This window comes from Streptomyces sp. NPDC086766 (assembly GCF_044746005.1).
GTDB lineage: Bacteria > Actinomycetota > Actinomycetes > Streptomycetales > Streptomycetaceae > Streptomyces.
The window spans coordinates 261,952-288,612 of sequence record NZ_JBIVBI010000004.1 but is presented as its reverse complement, the minus strand read 5'-3'; the positions used below and the strand labels follow the sequence as shown (position 1 = coordinate 288,612).

Annotated in this window: 23 protein-coding genes; 12 read left to right on the top strand and 11 right to left on the bottom strand. The window is 73.3% G+C overall.

The genetic code is table 11. The features are described 5' to 3' along the window. Positions 1-42: 42 nt before the first annotated feature. Positions 43-558 carry a hypothetical protein gene (locus tag ACIPM1_RS09810; protein ID WP_402431381.1) on the bottom strand — a complete coding sequence of 172 codons (516 nt, stop codon included), beginning with the start codon at positions 556-558 and terminating at the stop codon, positions 43-45. Between the two features lie 144 nt (positions 559-702). Beyond that, positions 703-1,257, bottom strand: a complete 555-nt coding sequence (locus ACIPM1_RS09805; RefSeq protein WP_356182738.1) for a sigma-70 family RNA polymerase sigma factor — start codon at positions 1,255-1,257, stop codon at positions 703-705. Positions 1,258-1,484: 227 nt separating this feature from the next. Here ACIPM1_RS09805 and ACIPM1_RS09800 point away from each other — a divergent pair, with 227 nt between their 5' ends. Further along, positions 1,485-1,676: a hypothetical protein gene (locus ACIPM1_RS09800; protein WP_402431378.1), complete on the top strand. Its 192-nt coding sequence runs from the start codon at positions 1,485-1,487 to the stop codon at positions 1,674-1,676. Between the two features lie 44 nt (positions 1,677-1,720). On the opposite strand, the gene ACIPM1_RS09795 is transcribed toward ACIPM1_RS09800, so the two are convergent. Then, positions 1,721-3,133, bottom strand: a complete 1,413-nt coding sequence (locus ACIPM1_RS09795; protein WP_402431375.1) for an amino acid permease — start codon at positions 3,131-3,133, stop codon at positions 1,721-1,723. A 124-nt stretch (positions 3,134-3,257) separates the two neighbouring features. Further along, a complete protein-coding gene (locus ACIPM1_RS09790) occupies positions 3,258-3,719 on the bottom strand; it encodes a universal stress protein (RefSeq protein ID WP_356182730.1) in 462 nt (153 codons plus the stop codon). Positions 3,720-3,830: 111 nt separating this feature from the next. On the opposite strand from ACIPM1_RS09790, the gene lysX reads away from it, so the two are divergent. Both lysX and ACIPM1_RS09780 read left to right on the top strand, forming a co-directional pair. Continuing rightward, the gene (lysX, locus tag ACIPM1_RS09785) at positions 3,831-7,112 is read left to right on the top strand and encodes a bifunctional lysylphosphatidylglycerol synthetase/lysine--tRNA ligase LysX (RefSeq protein ID WP_402431372.1); all 3,282 of its coding nucleotides are present in this window, start codon (positions 3,831-3,833) and stop codon (positions 7,110-7,112) included. 101 nt (positions 7,113-7,213) lie between these two features. Then, entirely contained in the window at positions 7,214-8,122 is a 909-nt protein-coding gene (locus tag ACIPM1_RS09780; protein ID WP_402431369.1) for a polysaccharide deacetylase family protein, read from the top strand. Positions 8,123-8,210: 88 nt separating this feature from the next. On the opposite strand, the gene ACIPM1_RS09775 is transcribed toward ACIPM1_RS09780, so the two are convergent. The 4 genes from ACIPM1_RS09775 to ACIPM1_RS09760 all read right to left on the bottom strand — a co-directional run bounded on the left by ACIPM1_RS09775 (position 8,211) and on the right by ACIPM1_RS09760 (position 10,747). Then, positions 8,211-8,876: a class F sortase gene (locus tag ACIPM1_RS09775; RefSeq protein ID WP_402431366.1), complete on the bottom strand. Its 666-nt coding sequence runs from the start codon at positions 8,874-8,876 to the stop codon at positions 8,211-8,213. Positions 8,877-9,032: 156 nt separating this feature from the next. Next, on the bottom strand, positions 9,033-9,572 hold the full coding sequence (locus ACIPM1_RS09770) for a hypothetical protein (protein ID WP_402431363.1): 540 nt from the start codon (positions 9,570-9,572) through the stop codon (positions 9,033-9,035). Between the two features lie 183 nt (positions 9,573-9,755). Beyond that, positions 9,756-10,532, bottom strand: coding sequence for a hypothetical protein (locus ACIPM1_RS09765; RefSeq protein ID WP_402431360.1), 777 nt, complete (start codon positions 10,530-10,532; stop codon positions 9,756-9,758). A gap of 86 nt (positions 10,533-10,618) precedes the next feature. Then, complete coding sequence (locus ACIPM1_RS09760; protein ID WP_402431357.1) at positions 10,619-10,747, bottom strand: hypothetical protein; 129 nt, start codon at positions 10,745-10,747, stop codon at positions 10,619-10,621. Between the two features lie 661 nt (positions 10,748-11,408). On the opposite strand from ACIPM1_RS09760, the gene ACIPM1_RS09755 reads away from it, so the two are divergent. The 3 genes from ACIPM1_RS09755 (at position 11,409) to ACIPM1_RS09745 (ending at position 15,537) form a co-directional block, all read left to right on the top strand. After that, positions 11,409-12,368 (top strand): SCO0930 family lipoprotein, encoded by a 960-nt coding sequence (locus ACIPM1_RS09755; RefSeq protein WP_402431864.1) that lies wholly within the window; start codon positions 11,409-11,411, stop codon positions 12,366-12,368. 218 nt (positions 12,369-12,586) lie between these two features. Beyond that, positions 12,587-13,399, top strand: coding sequence for an SAM-dependent methyltransferase (locus ACIPM1_RS09750; protein ID WP_402431354.1), 813 nt, complete (start codon positions 12,587-12,589; stop codon positions 13,397-13,399). Beyond that, entirely contained in the window at positions 13,396-15,537 is a 2,142-nt protein-coding gene (locus ACIPM1_RS09745; RefSeq protein WP_402431351.1) for a putative bifunctional diguanylate cyclase/phosphodiesterase, read from the top strand. Before ACIPM1_RS09750 ends, ACIPM1_RS09745 begins: the two co-directional genes overlap by 4 nt. Before the next feature lie 234 nt (positions 15,538-15,771). Here the strand turns inward: ACIPM1_RS09745 and ACIPM1_RS09740 are convergent, their stop codons facing one another. Next, a complete protein-coding gene (locus ACIPM1_RS09740; protein ID WP_402431348.1) occupies positions 15,772-16,656 on the bottom strand; it encodes a LysR family transcriptional regulator in 885 nt (294 codons plus the stop codon). 120 nt (positions 16,657-16,776) lie between these two features. Between ACIPM1_RS09740 and ACIPM1_RS09735 the strand changes: the two genes are divergently transcribed. The 5 genes from ACIPM1_RS09735 to ACIPM1_RS09715 all read left to right on the top strand — a co-directional run bounded on the left by ACIPM1_RS09735 (position 16,777) and on the right by ACIPM1_RS09715 (position 22,021). Further along, entirely contained in the window at positions 16,777-17,448 is a 672-nt protein-coding gene (locus ACIPM1_RS09735; RefSeq protein WP_402431345.1) for a succinate dehydrogenase, read from the top strand. 1 nt (position 17,449) lies between these two features. Next, positions 17,450-19,399 (top strand): fumarate reductase/succinate dehydrogenase flavoprotein subunit, encoded by a 1,950-nt coding sequence (locus tag ACIPM1_RS09730; RefSeq protein ID WP_402431342.1) that lies wholly within the window; start codon positions 17,450-17,452, stop codon positions 19,397-19,399. After that, a complete protein-coding gene (locus ACIPM1_RS09725) occupies positions 19,396-20,145 on the top strand; it encodes a succinate dehydrogenase/fumarate reductase iron-sulfur subunit (protein ID WP_402431339.1) in 750 nt (249 codons plus the stop codon). Before ACIPM1_RS09730 ends, ACIPM1_RS09725 begins: the two co-directional genes overlap by 4 nt. Positions 20,146-20,435: 290 nt before the next feature. Next, complete coding sequence (locus ACIPM1_RS09720; protein WP_402431861.1) at positions 20,436-21,215, top strand: GNAT family N-acetyltransferase; 780 nt, start codon at positions 20,436-20,438, stop codon at positions 21,213-21,215. Beyond that, positions 21,212-22,021 carry a lysophospholipid acyltransferase family protein gene (locus ACIPM1_RS09715; RefSeq protein ID WP_402431336.1) on the top strand — a complete coding sequence of 270 codons (810 nt, stop codon included), beginning with the start codon at positions 21,212-21,214 and terminating at the stop codon, positions 22,019-22,021. Before ACIPM1_RS09720 ends, ACIPM1_RS09715 begins: the two co-directional genes overlap by 4 nt. Positions 22,022-22,096: 75 nt before the next feature. Here ACIPM1_RS09715 and ACIPM1_RS09710 read toward each other — a convergent pair whose 3' ends face one another. Together ACIPM1_RS09710 and ACIPM1_RS09705 are read right to left on the bottom strand one after the other, a co-directional pair. After that, on the bottom strand, positions 22,097-23,593 hold the full coding sequence (locus ACIPM1_RS09710) for an alpha/beta hydrolase (RefSeq protein ID WP_402431333.1): 1,497 nt from the start codon (positions 23,591-23,593) through the stop codon (positions 22,097-22,099). Positions 23,594-23,814: 221 nt separating this feature from the next. Then, entirely contained in the window at positions 23,815-26,145 is a 2,331-nt protein-coding gene (locus ACIPM1_RS09705) for an ATP-binding cassette domain-containing protein (protein ID WP_402431330.1), read from the bottom strand. 142 nt (positions 26,146-26,287) lie between these two features. Here ACIPM1_RS09705 and ACIPM1_RS09700 point away from each other — a divergent pair, with 142 nt between their 5' ends. Next, positions 26,288-26,620, top strand: a complete 333-nt coding sequence (locus ACIPM1_RS09700; RefSeq protein WP_402431328.1) for a deoxyxylulose-5-phosphate synthase — start codon at positions 26,288-26,290, stop codon at positions 26,618-26,620. The last annotated feature ends 41 nt before the right edge of the window (positions 26,621-26,661 follow it).

The following is a 26,661-nucleotide window of genomic DNA, read 5'->3' as shown; positions in this document are numbered from 1 at the left end:
CCAAGACGTTCGGAGCGGTCCGGCCCGCGGATTGGTGCGAATCTAAAAAAGATGGATCGCGAGGTGCCCGAGGGGCAGTCCGAGCCGCCAGGCCGGGGTCCACACCTTCGGCCCCTCGTCCTCGCCGATCAGTCCCGCGCCGCCCGGGACCGCGTCCAGGTCGGGGGCGAGCAGTTCGGTCTCCTCCAGCCAGCGCCAGGCGGCCTCGGCCAGCGCCAGGTCCGGCGAGGGCACACCCGCGGCGTGCGCGTCGGCCGCCAGCTCGGCCATCCGCTCGCCCACCCAGTGCTGCCACGGCTGGTCGTACGCCGTCAGCGACATCCAGGTCTCCAGCTGCGAGACCACCTGGATGCCGGAGAGCTCGCCAGTCGTGTCGGAGAGGAAGACGGTCAGCGCCAGCGCGTCCCGCCCGGCGCGGAACTCGAAGGACGTGGGCGGCATCAGGTCGCCGGTGCGCAGCAGCTCGTCGGCGATGTACTCGGCGTACAACCACGCCATGGGGACGGCCAGTTCACCGCCACCGCTGCCGTCCGTGCTCTCGTGACCTCTGTGCAGCATCCCTTCCCTGCCTTCCTCCGGTGCGTGCGCGTCGCCCGGGACCGAGCCCTGGGACCCCTGTCCGGAACACGGATGAGGACAGCCGATTACTCAACGAGGGTCCGCAGCAAGGCACTTTACGAAGGTTTGACTTACGGTCCGGTTTCACCGCAGGTCGGCCGCATATCCCGGAAGTACCCGGCGCAGGGCGCGCAGCGCGTAGTACGCGCGGGACTTCACGGTACCGGGCGGAATCCCCAGTGTTTGCGCAGCTTCCGCCACACTCGCCCCCTGGAAGTACACCAGCACCAGGACTTCACGGTGCTCCGGAGTGAGTGTCTTCACAGCCTCGCGCACGTCGAGCGTCGCGGCGGAGCGCTCGGCGTGGTCGGCGATCACCCGCGCGTTCTCCAGCACGGCGTCCCCGACCTCCGGCGGCCGCGCCTGCCGGGCCCGGCGCGCGTCGATGGCGAGTCGGCGCGCCACGGTCAGCAGCCAGGGCCGTACGGAGTCGAAGGCGTCGGCGCGCAGCGCCTCGGGATGCTGCCAGGCGCGGACGAGGGTCTCCTGCAGGAGGTCCTCGGCGCGCTGCCGGTCGCCGTCGCAGAGCCTGAGCAGCAGTGCGAAGAGCGGCCTGCCGTGCTCGCGCTGCAGTGCGGCGAGCTCGTGCTCGGCGGTCGTCGTCCCGTGCGGGAGCGGGAGGGTCATTCCGGCCGTCATGGCGGTATGGCACCGCGAAGGTCCCGGCGGGGACAGGGCGCGCGCACGGCTCTGCGGCGGACGGTCGATCGTGTCGACGAACGGTTCGACGAACGGTCACCGGATCACGGAAGCACGCCGGACGGGTTAACGGAGGGGGCGATGCCGTTTGCGGCGGCGGCCATTTTCGTACCCATTCATCTGACCGTACGACTTTGTCCGACGCATGATCGCAGTGGGGTGAACCGATGATCGCACGCAGACGGCAGGTGGCCCTGGCCGTGACGGCCCTCCTCGCCGCGGCGGCCGCCTGCCAGGCCCACCAACGGGAGCAGCACGCCGCGCCGGGGCATCCGGCACCGCGCGCGGCGTCCGCCGCCGCCCTCCCGCCCGCCGCCGGCGGCGAAGTCCGGGCTCCCGGCGACTCGTTGAGACGTTGAGACGGCGCGGCGTGGAGCTGTGGAGCCCGAACCTGGCCGGGCGGTCAGCGCCGCGCCAGGGCCGACCGCTTGTAGGAGTAGGCGAAGTAGATCACGCACCCGATCAGGAACCACACGGCGAACCGCACCCAGGTCTGCCACTGCAGGAACGTGATCAGCCAGATCGAGAAGACCACGCCGAGGGCCGGCACGAACGGCATCCACGGCGTGCGGAAGGCGCGCGGAAGATCCGGCCGGCGGTGGCGCAGCACGATCACCGCCGTGCACACCACCACGAACGCCAGCAGAATGCCGATGTTGGTCAGCTCGGCCGCCTCGGCGATCGGCAGGAACCCGGCGATGACCGCCGAGGCCGCCCCGACGATCCACGTCACCCGCGTCGGCACGTGCCGCGTGGGATGCGTCTTCGCGAACCACTTGGGCAGCAGCCCGTCCCTGGACATGGCGAACCACACCCGGGTCACGCCCAGCATGAAGGTGAACATCACGGTGAGAATGCCGATGATCGCGCCCACCGCGATCACGTCCGCCAGCCCGCTCAGGCCCACCGACTTGAACGCCGTGGAGAAGCCGCTCTCCTTGTCGATCTCCTTGTAGTTCTGCATGCCGGTCAGCACCAGGCAGGCCGCCACGTACAGCACCATCGAGATCGCCAGCGAGTAGACGATCGCCTTGGGCATGTGCCGCTGCGCGTCCCGCGACTCCTCCGCCGCCGTCGACATGGCGTCGTAGCCGAACACCGCGAAGAACACCGTGGCCGCACCGGTGAACGTCCCGCCGATGCCGTAGGGGAAGAACGGCCGGTAGTTGGCGGTGGTGATGTGGAAGACGCCCACCCCGATCACCAGCAGCACCACCAGGACCTTCAGCGCCACCACGAACGTCTCGAAGCGGGCCGCGCTGCGCATGCCGAGGTTCAGCAGCCACGCGATGACCAGACACAGCACGGCCGCGAACAGGTCGACCCGGTGCCCGGCACCCGTGCCCGGCGCGCCCAGCATCCAGGACGGCAGCTGCGCGCCCATGTCCTCGACGAGGAAGCCGAAGTAGCCGGAGATGCCGATCGCGACCACCGCCACGATCGCCGTGTACTCGAGCAGCAGGTCCCAGCCGATGAACCAGCCCGCGAACTCGCCGAGCACCGCGTAACCGTAGGTGTAGGCCGAGCCCGCCTTCGGGATCAGACCCGCGAACTCGGCGTACGACAGCGCCGCCGCCGCGCTGGCGAGGCCGGCGATGAGGAAGGACACGACCACCGCCGGGCCCGCCGTGCCGTTGGCCACCGTACCGGCGAGGGTGAAGATGCCCGCGCCGATGATGCCGCCCACACCGATCGCGGTCAGCTGCCACAGGCCCAGCGAGCGCTCCAGCCGTGGGCCCTCGGCGACCTCCGTCTCTTCGATGTGCTCGATGGGTTTGCGGCGGAGAATGCCTTCGCCCATTCGGAGTCCGGCCATGCGCCTCACCTCTTCGCAGACGGCAAACGGCTGACGGCGGATCATGATGGCCCAGCACCGCCGGTCAGGGAAGACGCCACGCATGATCGGGACGGCGGCGGCCGCCCCGGCCCGCCGCGGCGGGTCACGGCACCACCGTCACCGGCCACCGCCCCGCCTTCACCAGCCGCACCGCGACCGAGCCGACGATCCGGTGGCCGGCCTGCTCGGAGGCGCCCACCACCACGGCGTCCGCCTTGAGCTCGTCGGCGGCCGTGACGAGGCCGTTGTAGGGGTCGCCGCGGAAGGTGTGGAACTCCCAGCGGACCTCGAATATCCCCTTGACCCGCTCGGCCGCCTCGCGGATCTGCTGGACCAGGTCCTCGGCGATCTCGTCGGTCGTCTCCGCCACCGGCGCCCCGAGCGCGGCGCCCGCCGTCATCACCGGCTGCACGTACACGACGGCGAGCAGGGCGTGCTGCCTGCGGGCCAGACCGCCCGCGTAGGCCGCGGCCCGCATCGACGAATCGGAGCCGTCCACTCCGACGAGGATCACCTTCGGCCCGTCCGTGCCCCGCTCGAACCGCTGTGCGTGCTGTTCCGTCACGTCGTGAGGCTATCGGAGGCCGCGGGCGGCACCGGAGCGCGGGCCGCTTCGACGGGCGCGGCGCACGGGGTGTTCCTACAGTCGGAACATGAGCGCCACCCCGAAGCGACCATGACCGCCACCGCCGACGCCGCCCCGGCCGCGGCCGGGGCCGGAAGCCGTCCCGGGAGGCCGCCCCGCGACGGCTTCCTCCACCGGGTGCCCGAAGGCGTCGGTGCCTTCTTCGGCGCGCTCGGCCTGTTCTGCGTCCTGCTGGACCTCGTCGCCCCGCTGCGCGTGCTGCTCCGCCCGGTCGTCCGCGTCCTCGAACTCCTCCTCGTCCCGGTCAGCGCCAACCTCGCCTACGCCGCCTTCCTCTTCCTGCTGGCCGCGGCGACCGCCGCCCGCAAGAAGGTCGCCTGGTGGCTGGTCGTCGTCTACCTGGGCCTCGTGGTCCTCAGCGACGTGGTCGGCCTGGCGGCCGGCGAGTACGCCGAGTCGCTGCCGTCCCTCGTGGTCTGCTCCCTGGCGCTGCTGCTGCTCGTCGCCGCCCGCGACGAGTTCTACGCCGCCTCCCGCCGCGGCGCCGTGTGGCGGGCGCTGGCCGTGCTGGCCGCCGGGATCGCGGTGGCGATCCTGGCCGGCTGGGGCCTGGTCGCGCTGTTCCCCGGCACCCTGCCCGAGGGCCAGTACCTGGCCTGGGCCGCCGACCGCGTCTGCGGCGGACTGGTCGGCGCACGCGCCTTCGACGGCCGGCCGCCGCGCGCCGTCACCTTCCTGCTCGGCCTGTTCGGCGCGCTCGCCCTGCTCAACGCAGCCGCCACGCTGTTCCGCTCGCAGCGTCTGGAGGCGGCCCTGCACGGCGACGAGGAGGACCGTATCCGCGCCCTGCTGACGGCCTACGGCGAACAGGACTCCCTCGGCTACTTCGCCACCCGCCGCGACAAGGCCGTGGTCTTCTCGCCGAGCGGCAAGGCCGCCGTCACCTACCGCGTCGAGGCCGGGGTGTGCCTGGCCAGCGGCGACCCCGTAGGCGACCGCGAGGCCTGGCCGCACGCCATCGCCGCCTGGCTGGACGTCGCCCGCCGCCACGCCTGGGCGCCCGCCGTGATGGGCGCCTCCGAGGACGGGGCCAGGGCCTACGCCCGCGCCGGACTCGGCGCCCTGCAACTGGGCGACGAGGCGATCGTGCACGTCGCCGACTTCGACCTCGCGGGCCGGGACATGCGCGTGACCCGGCAGGCCGTGCACCGCGTCCGGCGCACCGGCGCCACCTGCCGCATCCGCCGCCACGCCACCCTCGGCGACGCCGAGATGGAGGAGGTGATCGACAAGGCCGACGCCTGGCGCGACACCGAGACCGAACGCGGGTTCTCCATGGCCCTGGACCGCCTCGGCGACCCCGCGGACGGCGACTGCCTCCTCGTGGAGGCCCTCAGCGCCGACGGGCGGCTGCTCGCCCTGCTCTCCTTCGTCCCCTGGGGCCAGGACGGCGTCTCCCTGGACCTGATGCGCCGGGACCGCGCCGCCCCCAACGGCGTCATGGAGTTCATGGTCGCCGAGCTGTGCGCGGCCGCTGCGAAGCGGGGCGTGCACCGCATCTCGCTGAACTTCGCCGTCTTCCGCTCGGCGTTCGAGGAGGGCGCCCGCATCGGCGCCGGGCCGGTGCTGCGGCTGTGGCGCCGCCTGCTGCTGTTCCTCTCCCGCTGGTGGCAGCTGGAGGCGCTGTACCGCTCCAACGCCAAGTACCACCCCGAGTGGTACCCCCGCTTCATCTGCTACGGCGACGCCGCCCAGCTCGCCCGGATCGGCCTGGCCTCCGGCATCGCCGAGGGCTTCGTCTCCGTACCCTCGCTGCGCAAGCTCTGGGGCAAGGGCCACACCGGGCACGGGCGCGGGCCCGCCGCGGCCGGCGCCCCGCCCGCCCCGGCGGTCCCCGGCGGCGAGGTGCGGCGGGCCGCGCCCGCCGACCCGCTCGCCGGCCTGCCCGAGCAGGTCCGGGTCCGCCACCGCACCCTCGACCGGCTGCGCGCCGCGGGCACCGACCCCTACCCGGTCGGCGTCCCGGCCCGCACCCGCGTCCTCTCCGAGGTCCGCGACGGGGAGCAGGTCACGGTCGCCGGGCGGATCATGCTGGTGCGCGACTTCGGCGGCATCGTCTTCGTCGTCCTGCGCGACTGGTCCGGCGACCGCCAACTCGCCCTCACCCGCTCCGGCTCCGGCCCGGCCCTGGAGCGCTTCACCGCCGACGCCGACCTCGGCGACCACATCACCGCCACCGGCCGGGCGGGCGTCAGCGACCGGGGCGAGCCGACCGTCTTCGTCACCTCCTGGACGCTGCTCGGCAAGTGCCTGCACCCGCTGCCCGACAAGCGCCGCGGCCTCGCCGACCCCGAGGCGAGGATCCGCCGCCGCCACCTCGACCTGGTGACGAGCCCCGAGGCCCGCGCCGTCGTCCGCACCCGCTCCGCCGCCGTCCAGGCCCTGCGCCAGGGCCTGCTGGACCGCGGTTTCCTCGAGGTCGAGACCCCGATGCTGCAGCAGGTCCACGGCGGCGCCCACGCCCGCCCGTTCACCACCCACATCAACGCCTACGACCTGGACCTGTACCTGCGCATCGCCCCCGAGCTGTACCTGAAGCGGCTCTGCGTCGGCGGCCTGGAGCGGGTCTTCGAACTGGGCCGCACCTTCCGCAACGAGGGCGTCTCCTACAAGCACAACCCCGAGTTCACGATGCTGGAGGCCTACCAGGCCTACGCCGACTACGACGTGATGCTCGACCTCACCCGCGAACTGATCCAGGCCGCCGCGACCGCCGCCCTCGGCCGTCCGGTCGCCCGCCGGGGCGGCACCGAGTACGACATCTCCGGGCCCTGGCCGGTCAAGACCGTCCACGGCGCGATCTCCGAGGCGCTGGGGGAGGAGATCGACGCGGGCACGGCCCTGGCGGTGCTGCACCGGCACTGCGACCGCGCGGGCGTGCCCTACACCGCCGACGACGGCCCGGGGGACGTGGTCCTGGAGATGTACGAGCGGCTGGTGGAGGAACGGACCGGACCGCCCACCTTCTACAAGGACTTCCCGACCGAGGTCTCCCCCCTCACCCGGCAGCACCGCACCGACCCGCGCCTGGCCGAGCGCTGGGACCTCGTCGCCTTCGGCACCGAACTCGGCACCGCCTACTCGGAACTGACCGACCCCGTCGAGCAGCGGCGCCGCCTCACCGCCCAGTCGCTGCTCGCCGCCGGCGGCGACCCCGAGGCGATGGAACTCGACGAGGACTTCCTCGACGCCCTCTCCTACGCCATGCCGCCCACCGGCGGCCTCGGTCTCGGCGTCGACCGGCTGGTCATGTTCCTCACCGGACTGACCATCCGCGAGACGCTGCCCTTCCCGCTGGTGCGCCGCCGCTGAACCGGACCGGACCGGCCCGGCACTGGGCCAGGCGGGTGTTTTCCCGGCCCCGCTCCGGCGGTCGCGTGGTCCCGAGGTGCTCCACGGGCGACTGATGAGTCATGCAGAAGGAACAGTTGCTCACGCGGCGGCGGGCCCTGCTCGCCGGGGCCGCCACCCTGGGGGCGGCGGGAGCGGCCGGCACCGCCGGTCTGCTGTTCTCCGGCTCCTCGGGCTCCTCGGGCTCCTCCGGCTCTTCCGGCTCCTCCGCCACTTCCGGCTCTTCCGGTCCTTCCGTGCGAGGCGCCGGCCCGGCCGGGGGCTCCTCTGCGGCGCGCGGCGCCCTCGCCCCCTCCGCCTACCGTCTGCGGCCGCTGACGGGCGAGGGCACGCCACGCGCCGTCCCCGGACCGACCCGGGTGCGCCGCGCGCCGATCCTGCGCATGCCCGGCCGCGGCCGGACCATGATGCTGACGTTCGACGACGGTCCCGACCCCCGATACACCCCGCACATCCTGGACACCCTGGCCAGGTACGACGTCCGGGCCACGTTCTTCGTGTGCGGGGCGAGGGCCGCCGGGAACCGGGACCTGCTGGCCCGGATGGCCGACGAGGGACACGTCGTCGGCAACCACACCTGGACCCACCCGCTGCTCACCAAGCTCTCCCGCCCCCGCATCCGCTCCGAGATGGAACGCACCAGCGACATCGTCGAACGCGCCTACGGCGCACGCCCCCTGTGGTTCCGCGCGCCCTACGGCGCCTGGAACCGGGAGGCATTCCGGCTCGGCGCCGAGATGGGCATGGAACCGCTGGCCTGGACGCTGGACAGCTTCGACTGGACCGAACCGCCCCCCGCCGCCGACGCGATCACCGACCAGGTGGTGGGCGGCGCCGCCCCGGGCTTCCTGGTCCTCAACCACGACGCCGGCGGCGACCGTTCGCAGACCGTCCGCGCGCTGCGCGCCTACCTGCCGGTCCTGCTGGACGAGGGCTACCACCTCACCGTGCCCCGCCGGTCGTACACCTGACCGGGCGTCGGGGCCGCCGGGCCGGGCGCCGCTCGGCGGACCGCGGCCGGTGGACCGCGGTCGGCGGACCTCGGCGGGTGGCCGTCGCTCAGCGGACCTCGGTCAGGCGGGCGAAGACGACGACGTTGCCGTCGTAGCCGATCCCCTGGGAGAAGCCGCCGCCGCAGGTGATCACCCGCAGCTCCGGTGCCCCCTTCGAGCCGTACACACGGTCCCCGGGGAAGCCCTCCTTGGCGAACACCTCGACGCCGTAGATCCCGAACACGGCCGTCCTCCCGTCCTGCCGCCGGATCTCGATCCGGCTCCCCTTCCGCAGCGCGCCCAGTCCGTAGAACACAGCGGGACCGGTCCTGTTGTCCACATGGCCGACGACGACGGCGGTGCCCTTCTCGCCGGGGGTGACCGCGCCGGTGAACCAGCCCGCCAGATTCGGGTTCTCCGGCGGCGGCGCGCCGACCCAGCCGTCCGCGTCCAGACCGACCGGTGTCATGGGTGCGTCGACCCGGATCACGGGGATCCTGACCCGTTGCGGAACCGAGTACGGCAGGGGCGCCGGGGCCGCCGAGGACGTACGGCTCCCGTCCGGGGCGACCGCTCTCGCGGGCTGCGGCGGGCCGGAGCCGAAGTCCCCCGAGCCACCGCGGACGAACGCGATCCCGGTGAGCAGGACGAGTGCCGTCACGCCCCACGGGACCTGCTTCCTCGGGGCGCGCTCCACCTCGTCGGCCGCCCCGGACAGCCCGCCCACAGACATCCGTCCTCCTCTCCCGCTCCCGCCGTCGCCCCTTCGAGCCCGCACACGAGAACGCTAAGGACCGCACGCGCGGCCGGCGACGGGGCGGGCGCGAACGGGTGGCCCGGCGGCTCCTCGCCGCCGTCCCGTGGCTCCGGGCCCGATGCCGGGCCGTGGTCAGGTGCCGTCCTCGCCGGCGCGGCGGCGCGCGAGACAGTACGCCGTGCCGAGCGCCCCGGTGACGAGGGCGGTGCCCATGCCGAGTTCCCCGAGGCCGAGGCCGGCGAGCGTTCCGCCCCCGCCCGCGCGGGCGCCGTGCTGGAAGGCGGCCGGGCCGCCGCCGTCCTGGCCGTGGCCGCCGGCGATCGTCAGGTCCGCGGCGCCGCTGTGGCCGTCGCAGGTGAACGTCACCTGGTAGACGGCACCCGGCCGGGCGTCCCCGTCGCCCCGCACGGTCCGGGACGAGCGCCCCCGCGGGATGCTGACCGCGTCGAAGACACCGGACGAGACGGTCGCGGGGCCCCGGCAGCCGCCCCGGCCGCGATCGATCTCCAGCGTGACCTGCGCGCCCGGCGCGACGGTGGACGGCCTCACGCCGACCCGGAACGCGGGGCCGCCGGGGTGGCCGTCGCCGCCGCTCGCCACGGCGGCAGGGGCTGCCAGGGCGAGAGCGGCGACGGCCGGCAGCGCGGCCGAGGCGGCACGTGCGACGCGCATGACGGTTCCTCCCGGTTCCCGAGGAGCGGCAGCGGAACTCCTGCGTCCGTGCCGGAAACGCACCTCGATGATCGAAACGCTAGGAAGGTCCGCGCCCGGCCGCGATCGCACCCGGGCGAACGGGGCAACCGGGTGCGCCGCCCAGGGGACGGCCCTCCCGGCGCCCCGTCGGCTGAGGGGCCGTCACCGTCCCGGTCCTTCGGCGAGGTGGGGGAACAGGGCGAGGAAGGGGTCCGCCGACGCCGCGATGCCCCGGCTGAAGGGGGCGTCGAAGTCCCAGATCAGGAAGAGCAGGAAGGCGATCAGCGCGGAGAACAGCCCGGCCAGGACCAGTTCCCGCGTCGTCCGCCTGATCTGGAGCGCGAACACCATGCCGATGGTGATCACGGCGCCCGCGATCAGCCCGAACCACACCACGCCCGGCATGGTCGCCCCCGTGGAGTCGGCCCGCGCGGTGCGTGCCTGGTCGGCCGCGGCCACCTGGTCCACGAGCGGCTGGTACGCCTGCGCCTGGAAGTCCGACGTCGGACGGTAGTCGGTGACGTCCGCGCGGACCCGGGCGAGCAGCCGTCCGCCCTGCGGGGTGACCTCGCCGCGGTCCGCCATCGCCTTCCACTCGGTGGTGACGACGTGTCCGACATAGGCGTTGACATCGGAACGAATGCGGTCACGGACGTCGGGCGGGTAGGCCCGGACCCGTTCGGAGACCTCGTGCAGCGCCTGGGCCTCCGCCTGGACGTGGTCCTGGGCGGCGACGCGGCCCTCCCAGACACCGGCGATGGCCAGGCCCAGGACGATGGCGTACACCACGCCGATCCACATCGTCATGTACTCGATGACGTCCGGGGTCTCACTGGGATCGTCGTCCTCGGCGGCCGTGCGGTGCCGCAGGAAGGTGACGATGACGACCACGGCACAGGCGGCCAGCATCGCGAGGACGAGAACAAGCCATTCCGACAACAGTTTCCTCCAGGGATCGGTGCGAGGGATCGGTGGGAGCGGTGCGAGGGATCGGGGTCCGGGCCGGGGTGAGGGCGGGGTCGGGGTCAGCGCGGACGGAGCGCGGCGACGGCGGCCAGCGCGGGCACCGCGATGAGCAGCACGTAGGTGACCGGCGACGGGCCGTGCTGGGGCGTGCGCCGGTGCGGCCGGGGGTGGTACGGCGGGTAGCTCACCGGCGTCACCGACGGGCGGGGGCGGGGCCTGGGTGCCGGCTTCGGAGCCGGTTCCGGGGGCGGGGCGGGCGCCGGCCGGGGCGGCGGGGGCGCCGGACGCGGAGGGGGCGGGGGCGCGGGCCGCGGTTTCACGGGCCCAGGCGCCGGGCGGGGAGCCGGCTCGGGAGGAGGAGGCGGTGGTGGCGGTGGAGGAGTGGGGGTCGGGGTGGGAGTCGGGGTGGGAGCCGGTGCCGGCGTGGGTCCGCACGGCGGGAACGCCGGCCGGGAGCCTCCGGCCACCGACACCGCCACCACGCCGTCCGGGCCCGTGGAGGCGTACGCGCAGGCGTCGGCCGCGGCCGGTCCGCTCGGCACGCCCACGCCCACGCCCACGCCCACGCACAGCCATGCCAGTGTCACCGGGACCAACACCCGGAGAATGAGGGCGAATCGGGTCGGTTCGGGTCGATGCACGACGAAGATCATGAGCCGCGACACGCCCCGGCACTCCGCCGGGAGCGCGGATTGCCCCGAAGGGGGGACGGGTGGCGCGAAACATGTCACGGCTCTCGAAAGAAATTCGCGCCGCCGTTGAACACAACCACCGCTCCCGTGCGTACCCAGTGTCGTGCGGCGGCGCAGCAGGGCGCCACAACACCATTGGGATCATTGGGAGTTGACGATGAAGACCTCCTGGCGGAGCGCCTCGCTCGTGGCGACGGCCGCAGCCGTGCTGGCGCTGACGACGGCGTGCGGTCAGGAAAGCACTCCGCCGGCGGGCAGCCAGAACGTGGGCGCGACGGCCCCGGTCGGCGGCTACGGCAACTCCGGCACGGGCACCGGCGTCGGCGCGGGCACGGGGGTCGGCAACGGCTACGGTGCCGACGGCCAGCAGTCCGCGGCCGGCTCCAAGTCCGCGGGGAAGCTCGCCGTCTCCGCCAACGCGGAGCTGGGCAAGGTGCTGACCGACAGCGCCGGGATGACCCTGTACCGCTTCGACCAGGACACGGCCGAACCCCCCAAGTCCTCCTGCGACGGCGACTGCGCCAAGACCTGGCCCCCGGTCCCGGCGGACGACGCCACCGCCGGCGCCGGCATCGACAAGGCCCTGCTGGGCGAGGTCACCCGATCCGACGGCACCAAGCAGCTGACCGTCGCCGGCTGGCCCGCGTACCGCTACGCGAAGGACGCCAAGGCCGGTCAGACCAGCGGCCAGGGCGTGGGCGGCAAGTGGTACGCCCTCGCGCCCGACGGCAAGAAGGCCTCGCTGTCGAGCCTGCCCGGCCTCTCGGTGAAGAAGACCGACCTCGGCGACATCGTCGTCGACAAGAACGGCATGACGGTCTACCGCTTCCTGAAGGACGAGGCGTGGCCCAAGCCGGTGTCCGCGTGCACCGGGGCGTGCCTGGAGAAGTGGCCGGCCGTGGCCCCGGTCGCCGCCGGCGACACCAAGGGCGTCAAGAAGAAGGGCCTGATGGGCTTCACCCGGCCGGACGGGGTCAAGCAGATGACCGTGAACTGCTGGCCGATCTACACCTTCTCCGGGGACAAGGTGCCCGGGGACATCAACGGCCAGGGCGTCGGCGGCACCTGGTACGCCGTCTCCCCGGACGGAAAGCCGGTCGGCGCGCCGGCGAAGTAGGTAACCCCCCGACCGGACCGCCCCCTCCGCACCGCACGGAGGGGGCGGTTCGCCGTGTCCGCATGTCCCCGCGATTGCTCCGTCGCGGGCGCGGGCAGGGCGAGTGCCGCAGGCAGTGACCGGGAACGGATGGTCAATTTCCGGTTCCGCTCGCTCCTTTGGCGGGCGATCAGTAGCCTCTGCTCGAACACCGGATCGCCTCAGCCTTGGAGAGATCGATGGAGCGTCCCGCCTGGGCCCCCCGGAGCATCGACATCTCGGTGCCGAGCGTCGCCCGCATCTACGACTACTACCTGGGCGGTTCGCACAACTTCGAGGTCGACCGGGAAGCGGCCCGCAGGGCCATGGAGTTCCTGCCGGGCATGCCCAAGATCATGCAGGCCAACCGGGCGTTCATGCGCCGGGCCGTGCGCTTCGCCCTCGACGAGGGCGTCACCCAGTTCCTGGACATCGGCTCCGGCATCCCCACCTTCGGAAGCGCCCACGAGGTCGCCCAGACCGCCCGTCCCGGCGCGCGCGTGGTGTACGTCGACCACGACCCGGTGGCGGTCGCGCACAGCCAGGCGGTTCTCGCGGGAAACGACGACGCGGACGTCGTCGCGGCCGACCTGCGCAAGCCCTCGGACATCCTCAACAGCCCCCAAGTGGAACGGCTGATCGACCTGAATCGGCCAGTGGCGCTGCTTCTCGTTGCCATACTGCACTTCGTGGAAGACGCGGACGACCCTTACTGTGCGGTGGGACAGTTGCGCGACGCCCTCGCGCCCGGCAGCCTGCTCGTACTCACGCACGCCTCGTACGAGGGGATCCCGCTGCCGCCGGAACGGAGCGAGGGTGCGGTGGACGTGTACAAGGACATTCGCAACCCGCTGATCATGCGTTCGCGCGACGAGATCGCGCGGTTCTTCGAGGGGTACGACATGGTGGAGCCCGGACTGGTGCCGATGCCTCAGTGGCGGCCGGAGACGGCACCGGAGGACGAGGATCCGTATGCCTTCTCCGGTTTCGCCGGCGTGGGGCGTACGGCGTGAGCGCGGAGCCGGACGGGCCGGAGGACAGACTGCGCCGGCTGACGACGATCTGGAGCCGGGCGGTCTTCCCGGTCACCGCGACGTCGCTCACCCGGCCGGAGTTCGAGGAACGACTCCTGCCGCTGGCCCGCCGGTTGAGCCAGGCGCTGCGGGCCAGGACGTTCGACGCCGGCGAGGGCGAGGCGGTCGGCGCGGCGCTGGTCGGCGCGCACTGCACCGCCCCCGAGGCGCTCAGCCGTTCCCTGGACTGCGTGGACGCCTACCTGGTGCTCTACTGCGGCGGGGACGGCGAGCAGGAGGACCTGCGCGCCCGCTCCTCCCGGCTGCAGCACGCGATGGCCGCCGGATTCGCCCGGGCGCTGCGGGACCGCACCCTGGCCGAGCAGGAGGCGATCGCGCAGGCCGCGCTGCGCGCCCAGGGCGTGGTGGCGCAGGCGCTGCACGCGAGCGAGGCCCGCTTCCGGGCGGTGTTCGAAGGCGCGGCCATAGGCATCGGGATCGCCGACCTGGAGGGCAACATCCTCCAGGGCAACGGCGCGTTGCTGCGCATGTTCGGCGGGGCCGAGCCGGGCATGCGCGGCCGCAACTTCAAGGAGTGGACACACGCCGAGGACGCCCCGCAGATCTGGCGGCTGTACGAGGAACTCGTGCGCGGCGAGCGTGAGCACTACCACGTGGAGAAGGCCTTCTCCCGCCCCGACGGAACGGCCCTGTGGACCAACCTGAGCGTCTCCCTGCTGCGGGACGCCGACGGCAGGCCCCAGTACCAGCTCGCCCTGATGGAGGACACCACCGAGCGGCGGCTGCTGAACCTCCGGCTGCGCTACGAGGCCACCCACGACGCCCTCACCGGCCTGCCCAACCGCACTCTGTTCTTCGAACGCCTGGAGAAGGCGCTGAACGCGGGCGAGGGCCAGCGCTTCGGCCTGTGCTACCTCGACCTGGACGGCTTCAAGACCATCAACGACAGCCTCGGGCACGCCGCCGGCGACCGCCTGCTCGTCGAGGTCGCCGACCGCCTCCAGTCCTGTGCGACGGCGCCCGGCGAGATGGTCGCCCGGCTCGGCGGCGACGAGTTCGTCGCGCTGACCACCGGGCCCGACACCGAGCGCGAGGTGGACGAGCTCGCCGCCCGCATCATGAACGCCCTCGTCGCGCCGGTCAGCGTCGACGGCCGGGAGCTGACCGTGCGCGGCAGCATCGGCATCGTCGAGGGGCCGGTGGGCGAGCGCAGCGCGGCGGAGGTGCTGCGCAGCGCGGACATCACCATGTACCGGGCCAAGTCGGCCGGCGGCAACCGCTTCGAGCTGGCCGACCCGGAGGCGGACGCCCGCGCCATCACCCGGCACGGGCTGACCACCGCCCTGCCGACGGCCCTGGACCGGGGCGAGTTCTTCATCGAGTACCAGCCGCTGGTGCACCTCGGCGACGGCAGTGTGCGGGGCGCCGAGGCGCTGGTGCGCTGGCTGCACCCGCAGCACGGGGTCCTCGGCCCCGATCGGTTCATCCCGCTCGCCGAGCACACCGGCCTGATCGTGCCGCTGGGCCGCTGGGTCATGGAGCAGTCGGTCCGTCAGGCCCGCGAGTGGCGCCGGCTCCGCGGGGACGGCTCCGCGGGGCCGCTGCGCATCAACGTCAACCTCTCGCCGTGCCAGCTCTCGCACCCCCATCTGGTGCAGGACACCGTCGAGATCCTGGAGCGGGAGGGCGTGGAGCCCGACGCCCTGTGCCTGGAGGTCACCGAGTCGGCCCTCATCGGCGCCGAGGACGATCTGCTCAAACCCCTGCGCCGGCTGGCCGAGATGGGCGTCGACATCGCCCTGGACGACTTCGGCACCGGCTACTCCAACCTGGCCAACCTGCGCCGGCTGCCCGTGAGCGTGCTGAAGCTGGACCGGTCCTTCACCCGGGGGATGCAGCAGTTCCCGGCGGACCCCGTGGACCTCAAGATCGTCGAGGGGATCGTCGCCCTCGCGCACAGCCTCGACCTCGCGGTCACCGTGGAGGGCGTGGAGACCGGCGCCCAGGCCGAGCAACTGCGCATTCTGGGCTGCGACACGGCACAGGGCTGGTACTACGCCCGCCCCGGCCCCCCGGAACGCCTCCACGAACTGGCCCTGGTGGACGCGACGGGCTGAGCCGGCCGGCCCGGCACGTCCGCTTCCGCCGGGTGCCGGCACGCTCGCTTCCGCGCGGTGAGCGGTCCGTCCGCCTCGGCGGGCGCCGGGCCCGCACGCTTACGGCCATGACCGGCCCGCGCGCCGCCGTGCGGCGCCCGGCCCGCTCGCTTCTGCCCGGCGCCCGGCCTGTCCCGCCTCCGTTCGGCGCCCGGCCCGCCCCCCGCCCGGCTTTCGCCGCGGGCCGCGACCACCTCACCGCTCCAGCAGCATCCGCTGGAGCTCCCGGGCCGCCCGTGGCGGGGCCACGTCGCTGCGGTGGGCCAGGGCGATGGTCCGGTGCAGGCCGGGCCGGGCCAGTGGGGTGACGCGCAGGCCGCGGCCGGACCGGGTCGCGACCATGCGCGGCACGACGGCCACCCCGAGCCCCGCCCGGACGAACCCCAGCACCGCGTCCATCTCGCCGCCCTCGACCGCGAAGTCCGGCTCGAAGCCCTCGGCGCGGCACGCGGCGACGGTCAGTTCCCGCAGGTCGTAGCCGTGCCGGAACATCACCAGACGCTCGCACTCCAGGTCCGACACCCGCACCGTCCGCCGGCCACCGCCCGGCGCGGACGCCTCCGGCGACGACACCACCACCAGGTCCTCGCGCAGCAGCTCCACCGTGGTCAGCGCCGGGGACGGAGTGGGCAGCGGGAGCACGATCAGCGCCAGGTCCAGGGCACCGCGCGCCAGTTCCCGAACGAGGTCGTGCGAGCCGCCCTCCTCGATCAGCAGCCGGATGCCCGGATAGCGGTCGTGGAAGGCACGCAGCACGTCCGGCAGCAGCCCGGTGCACAGACTCGGCGTCGCGCCGAGCCGCACCCGGCCGCTGCGCAGCTGCACCAGCTCCTGCACCTCGTGCCGGGCCGTGTCCGCGTCGGCGAGGATGCGGCGGGCCAGCGGAAGCAGCGCCTCGCCCGCGTCGGTGAGGGTGATGTTCCCCCGGGCCCGCAGGAACAGGTCCGCCCCCAGCTCCCGCTCCAGGGCCTTGATCTGCTGGGACAGGGACGGCTGCGCGACGTGCACCAGCTCGGCGGCCCGGGTGAAGTGCCGGGTCTCGGCGACGGCGACGAAGTACTGGAGCTGCTGGAACTGCACCCTGCCATCATAGACTCCGGCTATCGAAACGAGCCGGACCATGTCTTGGACCGATGGGGCCGTTCGGCCCTAGCGTGCTGAGTCATGGCACTGGCTACGAGGACGGACCGGCGGCCGTCCATGGCACGCACCGTGTGGGACTCCACCGTCGGGAAGAAGACCGTGATGGCGGTCAGCGGACTCGTCATGCTGCTGTACCTGGTCGCCCACATGATCGGAAACCTGAAGATCTACTTCGGGGCCGGCGAGTTCAACCACTACGCCCACTGGTTGCGCACCGTCGGCGAACCGTTCATGCACTACGGGTGGACGCTCTGGATCGTCCGCATCGTGCTGGTCGCGGCGGTCGTCGCGCACGCCGTCTCCGCCTACCAGCTCAGCCGCCGCGACATCAGGGCGCGCCCGGCGAAGTACGTCCACAAGCGGCCCCGGGCGAGCTACGCGACCCGCACCATGCGCTGGGGCGGGATCATCCTCGGCCTGTTCGTCGTCTGGCACCTCCTGGACCTGACCACCGGCACCGTGCACTCCGGCGGCTTCCAGGAGGGCCGGCCCTACCAGAACGTCGTGGACACCTTCTCCACCTGGTACGGCGACGTGATCTACATCGTCGCCATGCTCGCGCTCGGCCTGCACATCCGGCACGGCTTCTGGAGCGCCGCCCAGACCCTCGGCGTCGGCAGCCGCACCCGCGACCGCGCCCTGAAGACCCTCGCAAACGTCCTCGCGCTGCTGCTCACGGCCGGTTTCATCGCCGTACCCGTGGGTGTCATGACCGGAGTGGTGAGCTGACATGACTCCTTACACCGACTACCGCACGGGCGACCCGGTCGCCGACACCAAGGCCCCCTCCGGCCCGGTCCACGAGCGCTGGGACAAGCGCCGCTTCGAGGCCAGGCTGGTCAACCCCGCCAACCGGCGCAAGCACACGGTGATCGTCGTCGGCACCGGACTCGCCGGCGGCTCGGCGGGCGCCACCCTCGCCGAACAGGGCTACCACGTCGTCCAGTTCTGCTACCAGGACTCCCCGCGCCGCGCCCACTCCATCGCCGCGCAGGGCGGCATCAACGCCGCGAAGAACTACCGCAACGACGGCGACTCGGTCCACCGGCTCTTCTACGACACCGTCAAGGGCGGCGACTTCAGGGCGCGCGAGTCCAACGTCCACCGCCTCGCGCAGATCTCCGTGGAGATCATCGACCAGTGCGTGGCGCAGGGCGTCCCCTTCGCCCGCGAGTACGGCGGACTGCTCGACACCCGCTCCTTCGGCGGCGTCCAGGTCTCCCGCACCTTCTACGCCCGCGGCCAGACGGGCCAGCAGCTCCTCCTCGGCGCCTACCAGGCGCTGTCCCGGCAGATCGCGGCCGGGAACGTGGAGATGCACCCGCGCACCGAGATGCTCGACCTGATCGTCGTCGACGGCCGGGCCCGCGGCATCGTCGCCCGCGACCTGATCACCGGGAGGATCGACACGTACTTCGCGGACGCCGTCGTCCTCGCCAGCGGCGGCTACGGCAACGTCTTCTACCTGTCGACGAACGCCATGAACTCCAACGCGACCGCGATCTGGCGGGCGCACCGGCGCGGCGCGTACTTCGCCAACCCCTGCTTCACCCAGATCCACCCCACCTGCATCCCGCGCACCGGCGACCACCAGTCCAAGCTCACCCTGATGAGCGAGTCGCTGCGCAACGACGGCCGTATCTGGGTGCCGAAGGCGAGGGGCGACGACCGCCCCCCGAACGAGATCCCCGAGGACGAGCGCGACTACTACCTGGAGCGCGTCTACCCCTCCTTCGGCAACCTCGTCCCCCGCGACATCGCCTCCCGCGCCGCGAAGAACGTCTGCGACGAGGGCAGGGGAGTGGGCCCCGGCGGCCAGGGCGTCTACCTCGACTTCGCCGACGCGATCGCGCGCATGGGCCGGGCGAAGGTGGAGGAGAAGTACGGCAACCTCTTCGACATGTACGAGCGGATCACCGCGGAGAACCCGTACGAGGTGCCGATGCGGATCTACCCCGCCGTGCACTACACGATGGGCGGCCTGTGGGTCGACTACGATCTCCAGACCACGGTCCCCGGCCTGTTCGCGGTCGGCGAGGCCAACTTCTCCGACCACGGCGCCAACCGCCTCGGCGCCTCCGCGCTGATGCAGGGCCTGGCCGACGGCTACTTCGTCCTGCCCGCCACCATCAACGACTACCTGGCCCGCCACCCGCACCAGGACGCCGTCACCGGCGAACACCCCGCCGTCCGGGAGGCGGTGGCCGAGACCGAGGACCGCCTCCACCGGCTCCTCTCCGTCGACGGCGACCGCACCCCGGACTCCTTCCACCGCGAAGTCGGCGAACTCATGTGGGAGTTCTGCGGCATGGCCCGCACCGAGGCCGGCCTGCTCAAGGCCCTGGAGCGCATCCCGCAGATCCGCGAGGAGTTCTGGCGGCGCATCAAGGTGCCCGGCACCGGCGAGGAGTTCAACCAGTCGCTGGAGAAGGCCAACCGCATCGTCGACTACCTGGAGCTGGCCGAGCTGATGTGCCTCGACGCGCTGCACCGCTCCGAGTCCTGCGGCGGCCACTTCCGCGAGGAGTCGCAGACCCCGGACGGCGAGGCCGCCCGCAGGGACGAGGAGTTCTCGTACGCGGCCGCCTGGGAGTTCACGGGTACGGGCCGGGCCCCGACCCTGCACAAGGAAGACCTGGTCTTCGAGTACGTCCACCCCACCCAGCGGAGCTACGCATGAAGCTCACCCTGCGCGTCTGGCGGCAGAAGAACGCCGACGCCGACGGCACCATGTCCACCTACGAGGTGGACGGCATCTCGCCCGACATGTCCTTCCTGGAGATGCTGGACGTCCTCAACGAGCAGCTCATCCTCTCCGGCGAAGACCCCGTCGCCTTCGACCACGACTGCCGCGAGGGCATCTGCGGCGCGTGCAGCCTGGTCATCAACGGCGACGCGCACGGCCCCGAGCGCACCACCACCTGCCAACTGCACATGCGCTCCTTCCGCGACGGCGACACCATCGACGTCGAGCCCTGGCGTGCCGCGGCGTTCCCGGTCGTCAAGGACCTCGTCGTGGACCGCTCGGCCTTCGACCGGATCATCCAGGCCGGCGGCTACATCACCGCCCCGACCGGCTCCGCCCCCGAGGCGCACGCCACGCCCGTGCCGAAGCCGGACGCCGACCTCGCCTTCGAGCACGCCGAGTGCATCGGCTGCGGCGCGTGCGTCGCCGCATGCCCGAACGGCGCGGCGATGCTCTTCACCTCGGCCAAGGTCAACCACCTGAACGTCCTGCCGCAGGGCGCGCCCGAACGCGGGACCCGGGTGCTGGACATGGTGGCCCAGATGGACGACGAGGGCTTCGGCGGCTGCACCCTCACCGGCGAGTGCGCCACCGCCTGCCCGAAGGGCATCCCCCTCATGTCCATCACCAGCATGAACAAGGAGTGGCTCCGGGCGACCCGCAAGGCGGCCAGGCGGTAGCGCCGCCCGGACATCGGACGTTCGCCGGCAGTGTGCGGACGGGCGGAACCGGAGATGTGGTGCTCAACTCCGGTTCCGCCAAGCACACTACGGCCGGCACGACAGGGCCGAACGAGGGAATGCCGTCCGCACGGGGCGGGTCACGGCCGGGACGGCTGCCCGGTGCCGCCCCCGGCATTCAGCAGCCGCACATCCACGGGTCCCGCGCCGGACACGCCGAGGCCAGTCGTCCACGGGAGAAGTGGAAGCAGAAGATCCCGTCCTGCTTCCGTCCGGCCCTGGAGACCGTCATGACCGCCCTGCCCGCCTCGCCCCCCGCACGCGCCGCCGCGCCCGGCGCCTCCGGCTATGTGGTCTCGCTCGCCCGGGACCAGGACGACGTCCGGGCCGCGCAGCGTCTGCGGTACCAGGTCTTCGCCCAGGAGATGGGCGCCCGGCTCGACGGCCCCGAGCCGGGTCTGGACGTGGACGCCTTCGACGCGTACTGCGACCACCTCCTGATACGGGAATCCGGCACCGGTCAGGTCGTCGGCACCTACCGGCTGCTGCCGCCGGAGCGGGCCGCGGTCGCCGGACGCCTCTACGCCGAGAGCGAGTTCGAGCTGGCCCCGCTGGACGCGATCCGCCCCGGCCTGGTCGAGGTGGGTCGCTCCTGTGTGCACCCCGACCACCGGGACGGCGCCGTGATCGGGCTGATCTGGGCGGGGATAGCCCGCTACATGGTGGATCGCGGTCACGAATGGCTGGCCGGCTGCTGCTCCATCCCGCTCTCCGACGGCGGCGCGCTCGCCTCCGCCACCTGGGACCGGGTCCGGGCCAAGCACCTGGCCCCGGAGGAGTTCCGGGTACGCCCGCTGCTGCCGTGGATCCCGCCGGCCGCGGCCGGCCCGGCGGCCGGCCCGGAACTGCCGGCGCTGCTGCGCGGCTACCTCCGCCTCGGCGCCCGGGTGTGCGGCGAGCCCGCGTACGACCCGGACTTCGGCGTCGCCGACCTGTACGTGCTGCTGTCCATGCGCCGGGTCGACCAGCGCTACCTGCGCCACTTCCTCTCCCTCGTCCCCGCCCGATGAGCGCCTGGCTGCCCGGCGCGCCCTGCACCCCGCGGGCGTGCGTGGAGGCGACGAGGTCCGCTGCCGCCGTGCCCCGGGCCGTGCTGCGGCTCACGGCGGTGGCGGCCCTGGTCCTCGCCGGGGTCGCACTGTCCCCGTTCGCCGGCCGGATCCCGGCGGACTGGACACGGCGCTGGTGCCGGGCGATCGTCCGGGCCTGCGGCGTCCGCGTCCGCGTCACCGGCACCGCCCCGCCCTCCGGCGGCCTGCTCCTGGTCGCCAACCACATCTCCTGGCTGGACGTCCCGCTGCTCGCCGCGGTACGCCCGGCCCGGATGCTCGCCAAGACGGAGATCCGCCGGTGGCCGGTGGCCGGTCCGCTCGCGGCCCGCGGCGGCGCCCTGTTCATCGAACGCGACCGGCTGCGCGCCCTGCCCGACACGGTCGCGCGCGTCGCCGGGGCACTGCGCGGCGGCGCCGCCGTCGCGGCCTTCCCCGAGGGCAGCACCTGGTGCGGCCGGTCGCAGGGCACCTTCCGCCGGGCCGTCTTCCAGGCCGCGCTGGACGCGGGTGTCCCGGTCCAGCCGGTCCGCATCCGCTACCGCACCGCCACCGGAACGGCCAGCACGATCCCCGCCTTCGTCGGCGAGGACACCCTGGTGGCGTCGCTGTGGCGGGTGGTGTCCGCCCGCGGCCTGATCGCCGAGATCGAGGTACGCCCCGCTCTCGCGCCCGGCAGCCACCCGGACCGCCGCACCCTGGCCCGCGCCGCCGAACCGGGCACCACGAGCGAGCCCCGCTGGACGCATACGGCACTGGTGGCCTGAGCCCCGCCGCCCGTGGGCGGCGCCGCACGACCGAGCGGCCCCGCCCACGGCGGAACTCCCTCGCGGGAGAACCGGTCAGCCGCAGTACGCGTCCTGCCCGGGACGCGCACCCGTCGCCAGGAAGCGCGAGACCGTCCGGTCGCCGCACGCGTTGCCGTTGGCCAGGTAGGCGCCGTGGCCGGTGGAGTCGACCACCACCATGACCGCACGGTCGCCCAGTGCCTCACGCAGCCGCAGGGCACCGCTGAGGGGAGTGGCGACGTCACGGCGGTTCTGCACCATCAGGACGCGGGAGGAACCGGAACCGGTGATACGCACCGGCCTGCCCGGCGGATACGGCCACGCGGCGCAGAGCATCGCGTTGCGGGGCATCCCCGCGGTCAGCGGGTGCGCCGCGCGGCTCTCGGCGACCGCCCCGCGGTAGTCGACGGACGAGGACGGCCAGGCGACGTCGTTGCACAGGGTCGCGGCGGCGACCGCCGCGAGGTTCTGCTGCTGCTCCCGCGAGGGCGGTGCGGGCGCCGGCGGAAGCGGCGTGCCGTCCAGGGCGGCCCGCATCAGCCGGGCCAGGACGGGAAAGCGGCTCTGCGGGGCGTAGAAGCTGTCCAGCATCGTCTGCCGCAGCACGTTGCCGTCCAGCCGTGGCGGGTTGGCGCCCGGCCAGGGGATCGGATCGCGGTCGAGTCGTGCGGCCAGCCTCAGGAACAGCGGGCGCACTTCGGATGCGGCGGCCGCCAGCCTGACCGGGCTGCCGGGTGCCGACGCCCAGGCCGCGAACTCGGGAAAGGTGTCCTCCGCGCCGGTCTCGTAGCCGGCCAGCCAGGCGCGCGACAGACGGGCCGGGTCCGGGTCGTCGTTGCTGTCCAGCACCACGCGGTCGGCGCGGTGCGGGAACAGCTGGGTGAACACGGCGCCGACGTAGGTGCCGTACGACACGCCCCAGGCGGAGATTCGGCGCTCGCCGAGTGCGGCGCGGACGCGGTCGATGTCCCGGGCCTCGTTGACGGTGCTGATGTGCCGCAGCAGTGCGCCGCCGTTGCGTGCGCACGCCCGCGCCGTCCGCCGCGCGGTGGCCATGTTGCCGTCGATGGAACCGTCGGGGGCCGGCCACGGACGCAGCCTGGTCAGGGCGAGATCCTCCTGTGCGAGGCCGCAGGAGACCGAGGTGGACGGCGCCAGGCCGCGGGGCGCGAACCCGATCAGGTCGTAGCGGTCCCGGACCTCCCGCGGCAGCTTGCGCCCCTTGCCCGAAGGATCGCCGAGACTGGAGCCGCCGGGACCGCCGGGGATCAGCAGCAGGGCGCCGCGGCGGCCGGCCGGATTCTCGGCGGGGACGCGCGAGACGGCGATGTCGACCGTCGGTCCCCCGGGGTCGCCGTAGTCCATCGGCACGCGCACGGTGGCGCACAGGCGACGCGGGTCGGGACCGCCGTCCTGGCAGGCGGACCAGCGGAGCGAGGAGCGCGGGGCGGCCGCGGCCGCGGCCGGTGCCTGCGCCAGGGGCGCGACGAGACCGAGGAGCGCGACGGAGACGACGGTCCAGGCGGCCTTCTTGCGGGTGGTCTGCTTCATGGGCAAGAGCCTCGTGCACCGGGGCCCTGACCTGACATCCAGTCAGCTGGAGAGAATGCCGGGGGTGTGCCCCCCGTTCACCTCTCGGGTCGTCCCTCCTCTCACCGCTCGGCAGGGCGGGCCGGAGAGATCGCAGAGGTCGCAGGGGGCGGAGGGGCCGGAGAGGCCGGAGAGGCCGGAGCTGCCCCGGCGTGTCAGGCCGTCCCCGCGATCTCGCCGGCTCACCCCAGAGCCCGAGCCAGGTAGGGCGCGGTGGCGCTGCCCTCCGCCCGGGCCACCTCGGCCGGTGGCCCCGCCGCCACGATGCGGCCGCCCGCGTCGTCGCCGCCCGGCCCCAGGTCGACCACCCAGTCGGCGCCGGCCACGACCGACATGTCGTGCTCGACGACGATCACCGTGTGCCCGGCGTCGACGAGCCCGTGCAGCTGGCGCATCAGCACCTCGACGTCGGCCGGGTGGAGGCCGGTCGTCGGCTCGTCCAGGAGGTAGAGCGTGTGGCCGCGCCGGCCGCGCTGCAACTCGCTGGCGAGTTTGATGCGTTGCGCCTCGCCGCCCGACAGCTCGGTCGCGGGCTGGCCCAGCCGGAGGTAGCCGAGGCCGACGTCGAGGAGGGTGCCGAGGCTGCGGGCCACGGCCGGGGTGTCGGCGAAGAACTCCGCGGCGGCCTCCACCGTCAGGCCCAGCACCTGCGCGATGTTCCGTCCGCGGTAGGTCACTTCGAGCGTCTCGGGGTTGTAGCGCGCCCCGCCGCAGTCCGGGCACGGCGTGTACGTGCTCGGCAGGAACAGCAGCTCCACGCTCACGAACCCCTCGCCCTGACAGGTCTCGCACCGCCCGCCGGCCACGTTGAAGGAGAAGCGCCCGACGCCGTAACCCCGCTCACGGGCCTCGCCGGTGGCCGCGAAGACCTTCCGCACGACGTCGAACAGCCCCGTGTACGTGGCCAGGTTGGAGCGCGGAGTGCGCCCGATCGGCCGCTGGTCCACCGACACCAGCCGTCCGACCCCGGCCAGGTCCTCCGTGATCTCACCGATCAGCGTCGACTTCCCCGACCCCGACACGCCGGTGACGGCGGTGAAGGCGCCGAGCGGGAACCCGGCCGTCACCGCCCGCAGGTTGTGCCGGGTGACCGGTCCCACCTCCAACCGCCCCCGCCCCCGTCGGACTTCCCGCACGGCTGCGGGGGAGCGGTCGAACAGGAAGCGGGCCGTCGCCGACTCCGCCACCCCGGCCAGCTGGGCCACCGGCCCGCTGTGCAGCACCCGCCCGCCGTGCTCCCCGGCCCGCGGACCCACGTCCACCACCCAGTCCGCGCCACGCACCACATCGAGGTGGTGCTCCACGACGAACACCGAGTTGCCCGCCGCCTTCAGCCGCCCCAGCACCGTGGACAGCGCCTCGGTGTCCGCCGGATGCAGCCCGGCGGACGGCTCGTCGAGGACGTACACCACCCCGAACAGCCCGGACCGCAGCTGGGTGGCGAGCCGCAGCCGCTGCAACTCGCCCGCGGAGAGCGTCGGCGTGGCCCGGTCGAGACCGAGGTAGCCGAGCCCGAGCTCCACCACGGGAGCGATCCGGGCCGACAGATCGTCGGTGAGGACGCGCGCGACCTCGGAGGTCCCGTGGAGCAGACCGGCGAGCTCGGTGAGCGGCAGCGCGGCCAGCTCGGCGATCGTCCGGCCCGCGAAGGTCACCGCCAGCGCCTCCGGACGCAGGCGGCTGCCGCCGCAGGCCGGGCAGGGTCCACTGGTGAGGAAGCCCTCGGCCTTCGCCCGCAGGGCCGGGCTCTTCGAATCGGCGAACGTCTTCATCACATACCGGCGGGCGCTCATGTACGTGCCCTGGTACGGCCGTTGGATCCGGTCGGCGTCCCGCACCGGGTGCACGGTCACCACCGGCTGCTCGTCCGTGAACAGGATCCACTCCCGCTGCCCGGCGGGCAGTTCGCGCCAGGGCCGGTCCACGTCGTACCCGAGCGCGTCCAGGATGTCCCGCAGGTTCTTGCCCTGCCAGGCCCCCGGCCACGCGGCGATCGCGCCCTCCCGGATCGACAGTGCCGGGTCGGGAACGAGCAGTTGCTCGCTCGTCCGGTGCACCCGCCCGAGCCCGTGGCACTCCGGGCACGCCCCGGCCGCGGTGTTGGGCGAGAACGCGTCCGAGTCGAGCCGCTCGGCGCCCGGCGGGTAGTCACCGGCCCGGGAGAACAGCATCCGCAGGGAGTTGGACAGGTTCGTCACCGTCCCCACGGAGGAGCGCGATGTGGGCGCCGCCCGCCGCTGCTGCAGCGACACGGCGGGCGGCAGACCGGTGATCTCCCCGACCTTCGGCGCACCCACCTGGTGGATCAGCCGGCGGGCATACGGCGCCACCGACTCGAAGTACCGCCGCTGCGCCTCCGCGTACACCGTCCCGAACGCCAGCGACGACTTCCCCGACCCCGACACCCCCGTGAACACGACCAGCGCGTCCCGCGGAATGTCGACGTCGACACCCCGGAGATTGTGCTCCCGGGCACCGCGGACACGGACGTACGGATCGTGGGGGGTGTGCATGGTGGGGGCTCCGTGCGGGACTGCTGGACTGCGGGTGTGGGCCATGAGGGGCAAACCACGCAATCGTATGCGAGGCCGTCCCCCGCGCCCCGAGGCCGAAAACGTGTCGCGTCCTCGCTCGCGCCGCCGCTAACGTGTGACCGTGTCCGCCGCAAAGACCTCCTTCGTCTGCCTGCCCTGCCGGGCCTCCTTCAAGCAGCCGTACGACCCGGACAGGCCCGACCGGATCTGCCCGAACTGTGCGGGCCCGCTGATCCATGTGGGCTCGGCCTTCGCCGCGCCTCCGCGCCGTGACCGGGCGGCCTGGCGCGTCCTCTCCGTCCTGCTCCACGCGGGCGTCGGCTTCCACAAGAGCTGCTGCGGCGGGCCGGGTTACCGCCCGCGCACCCTGCGCGAGATCCGTCAGCGGACGACCCACGCCCGTCGCAGCGGGGAGCCCCTCGGCAGGGCCCTCGTACGGTACGACGTGCCGTGACCGGGGCCGCCGCGACGCGGGGCCGACCCGTGGACGGCCCC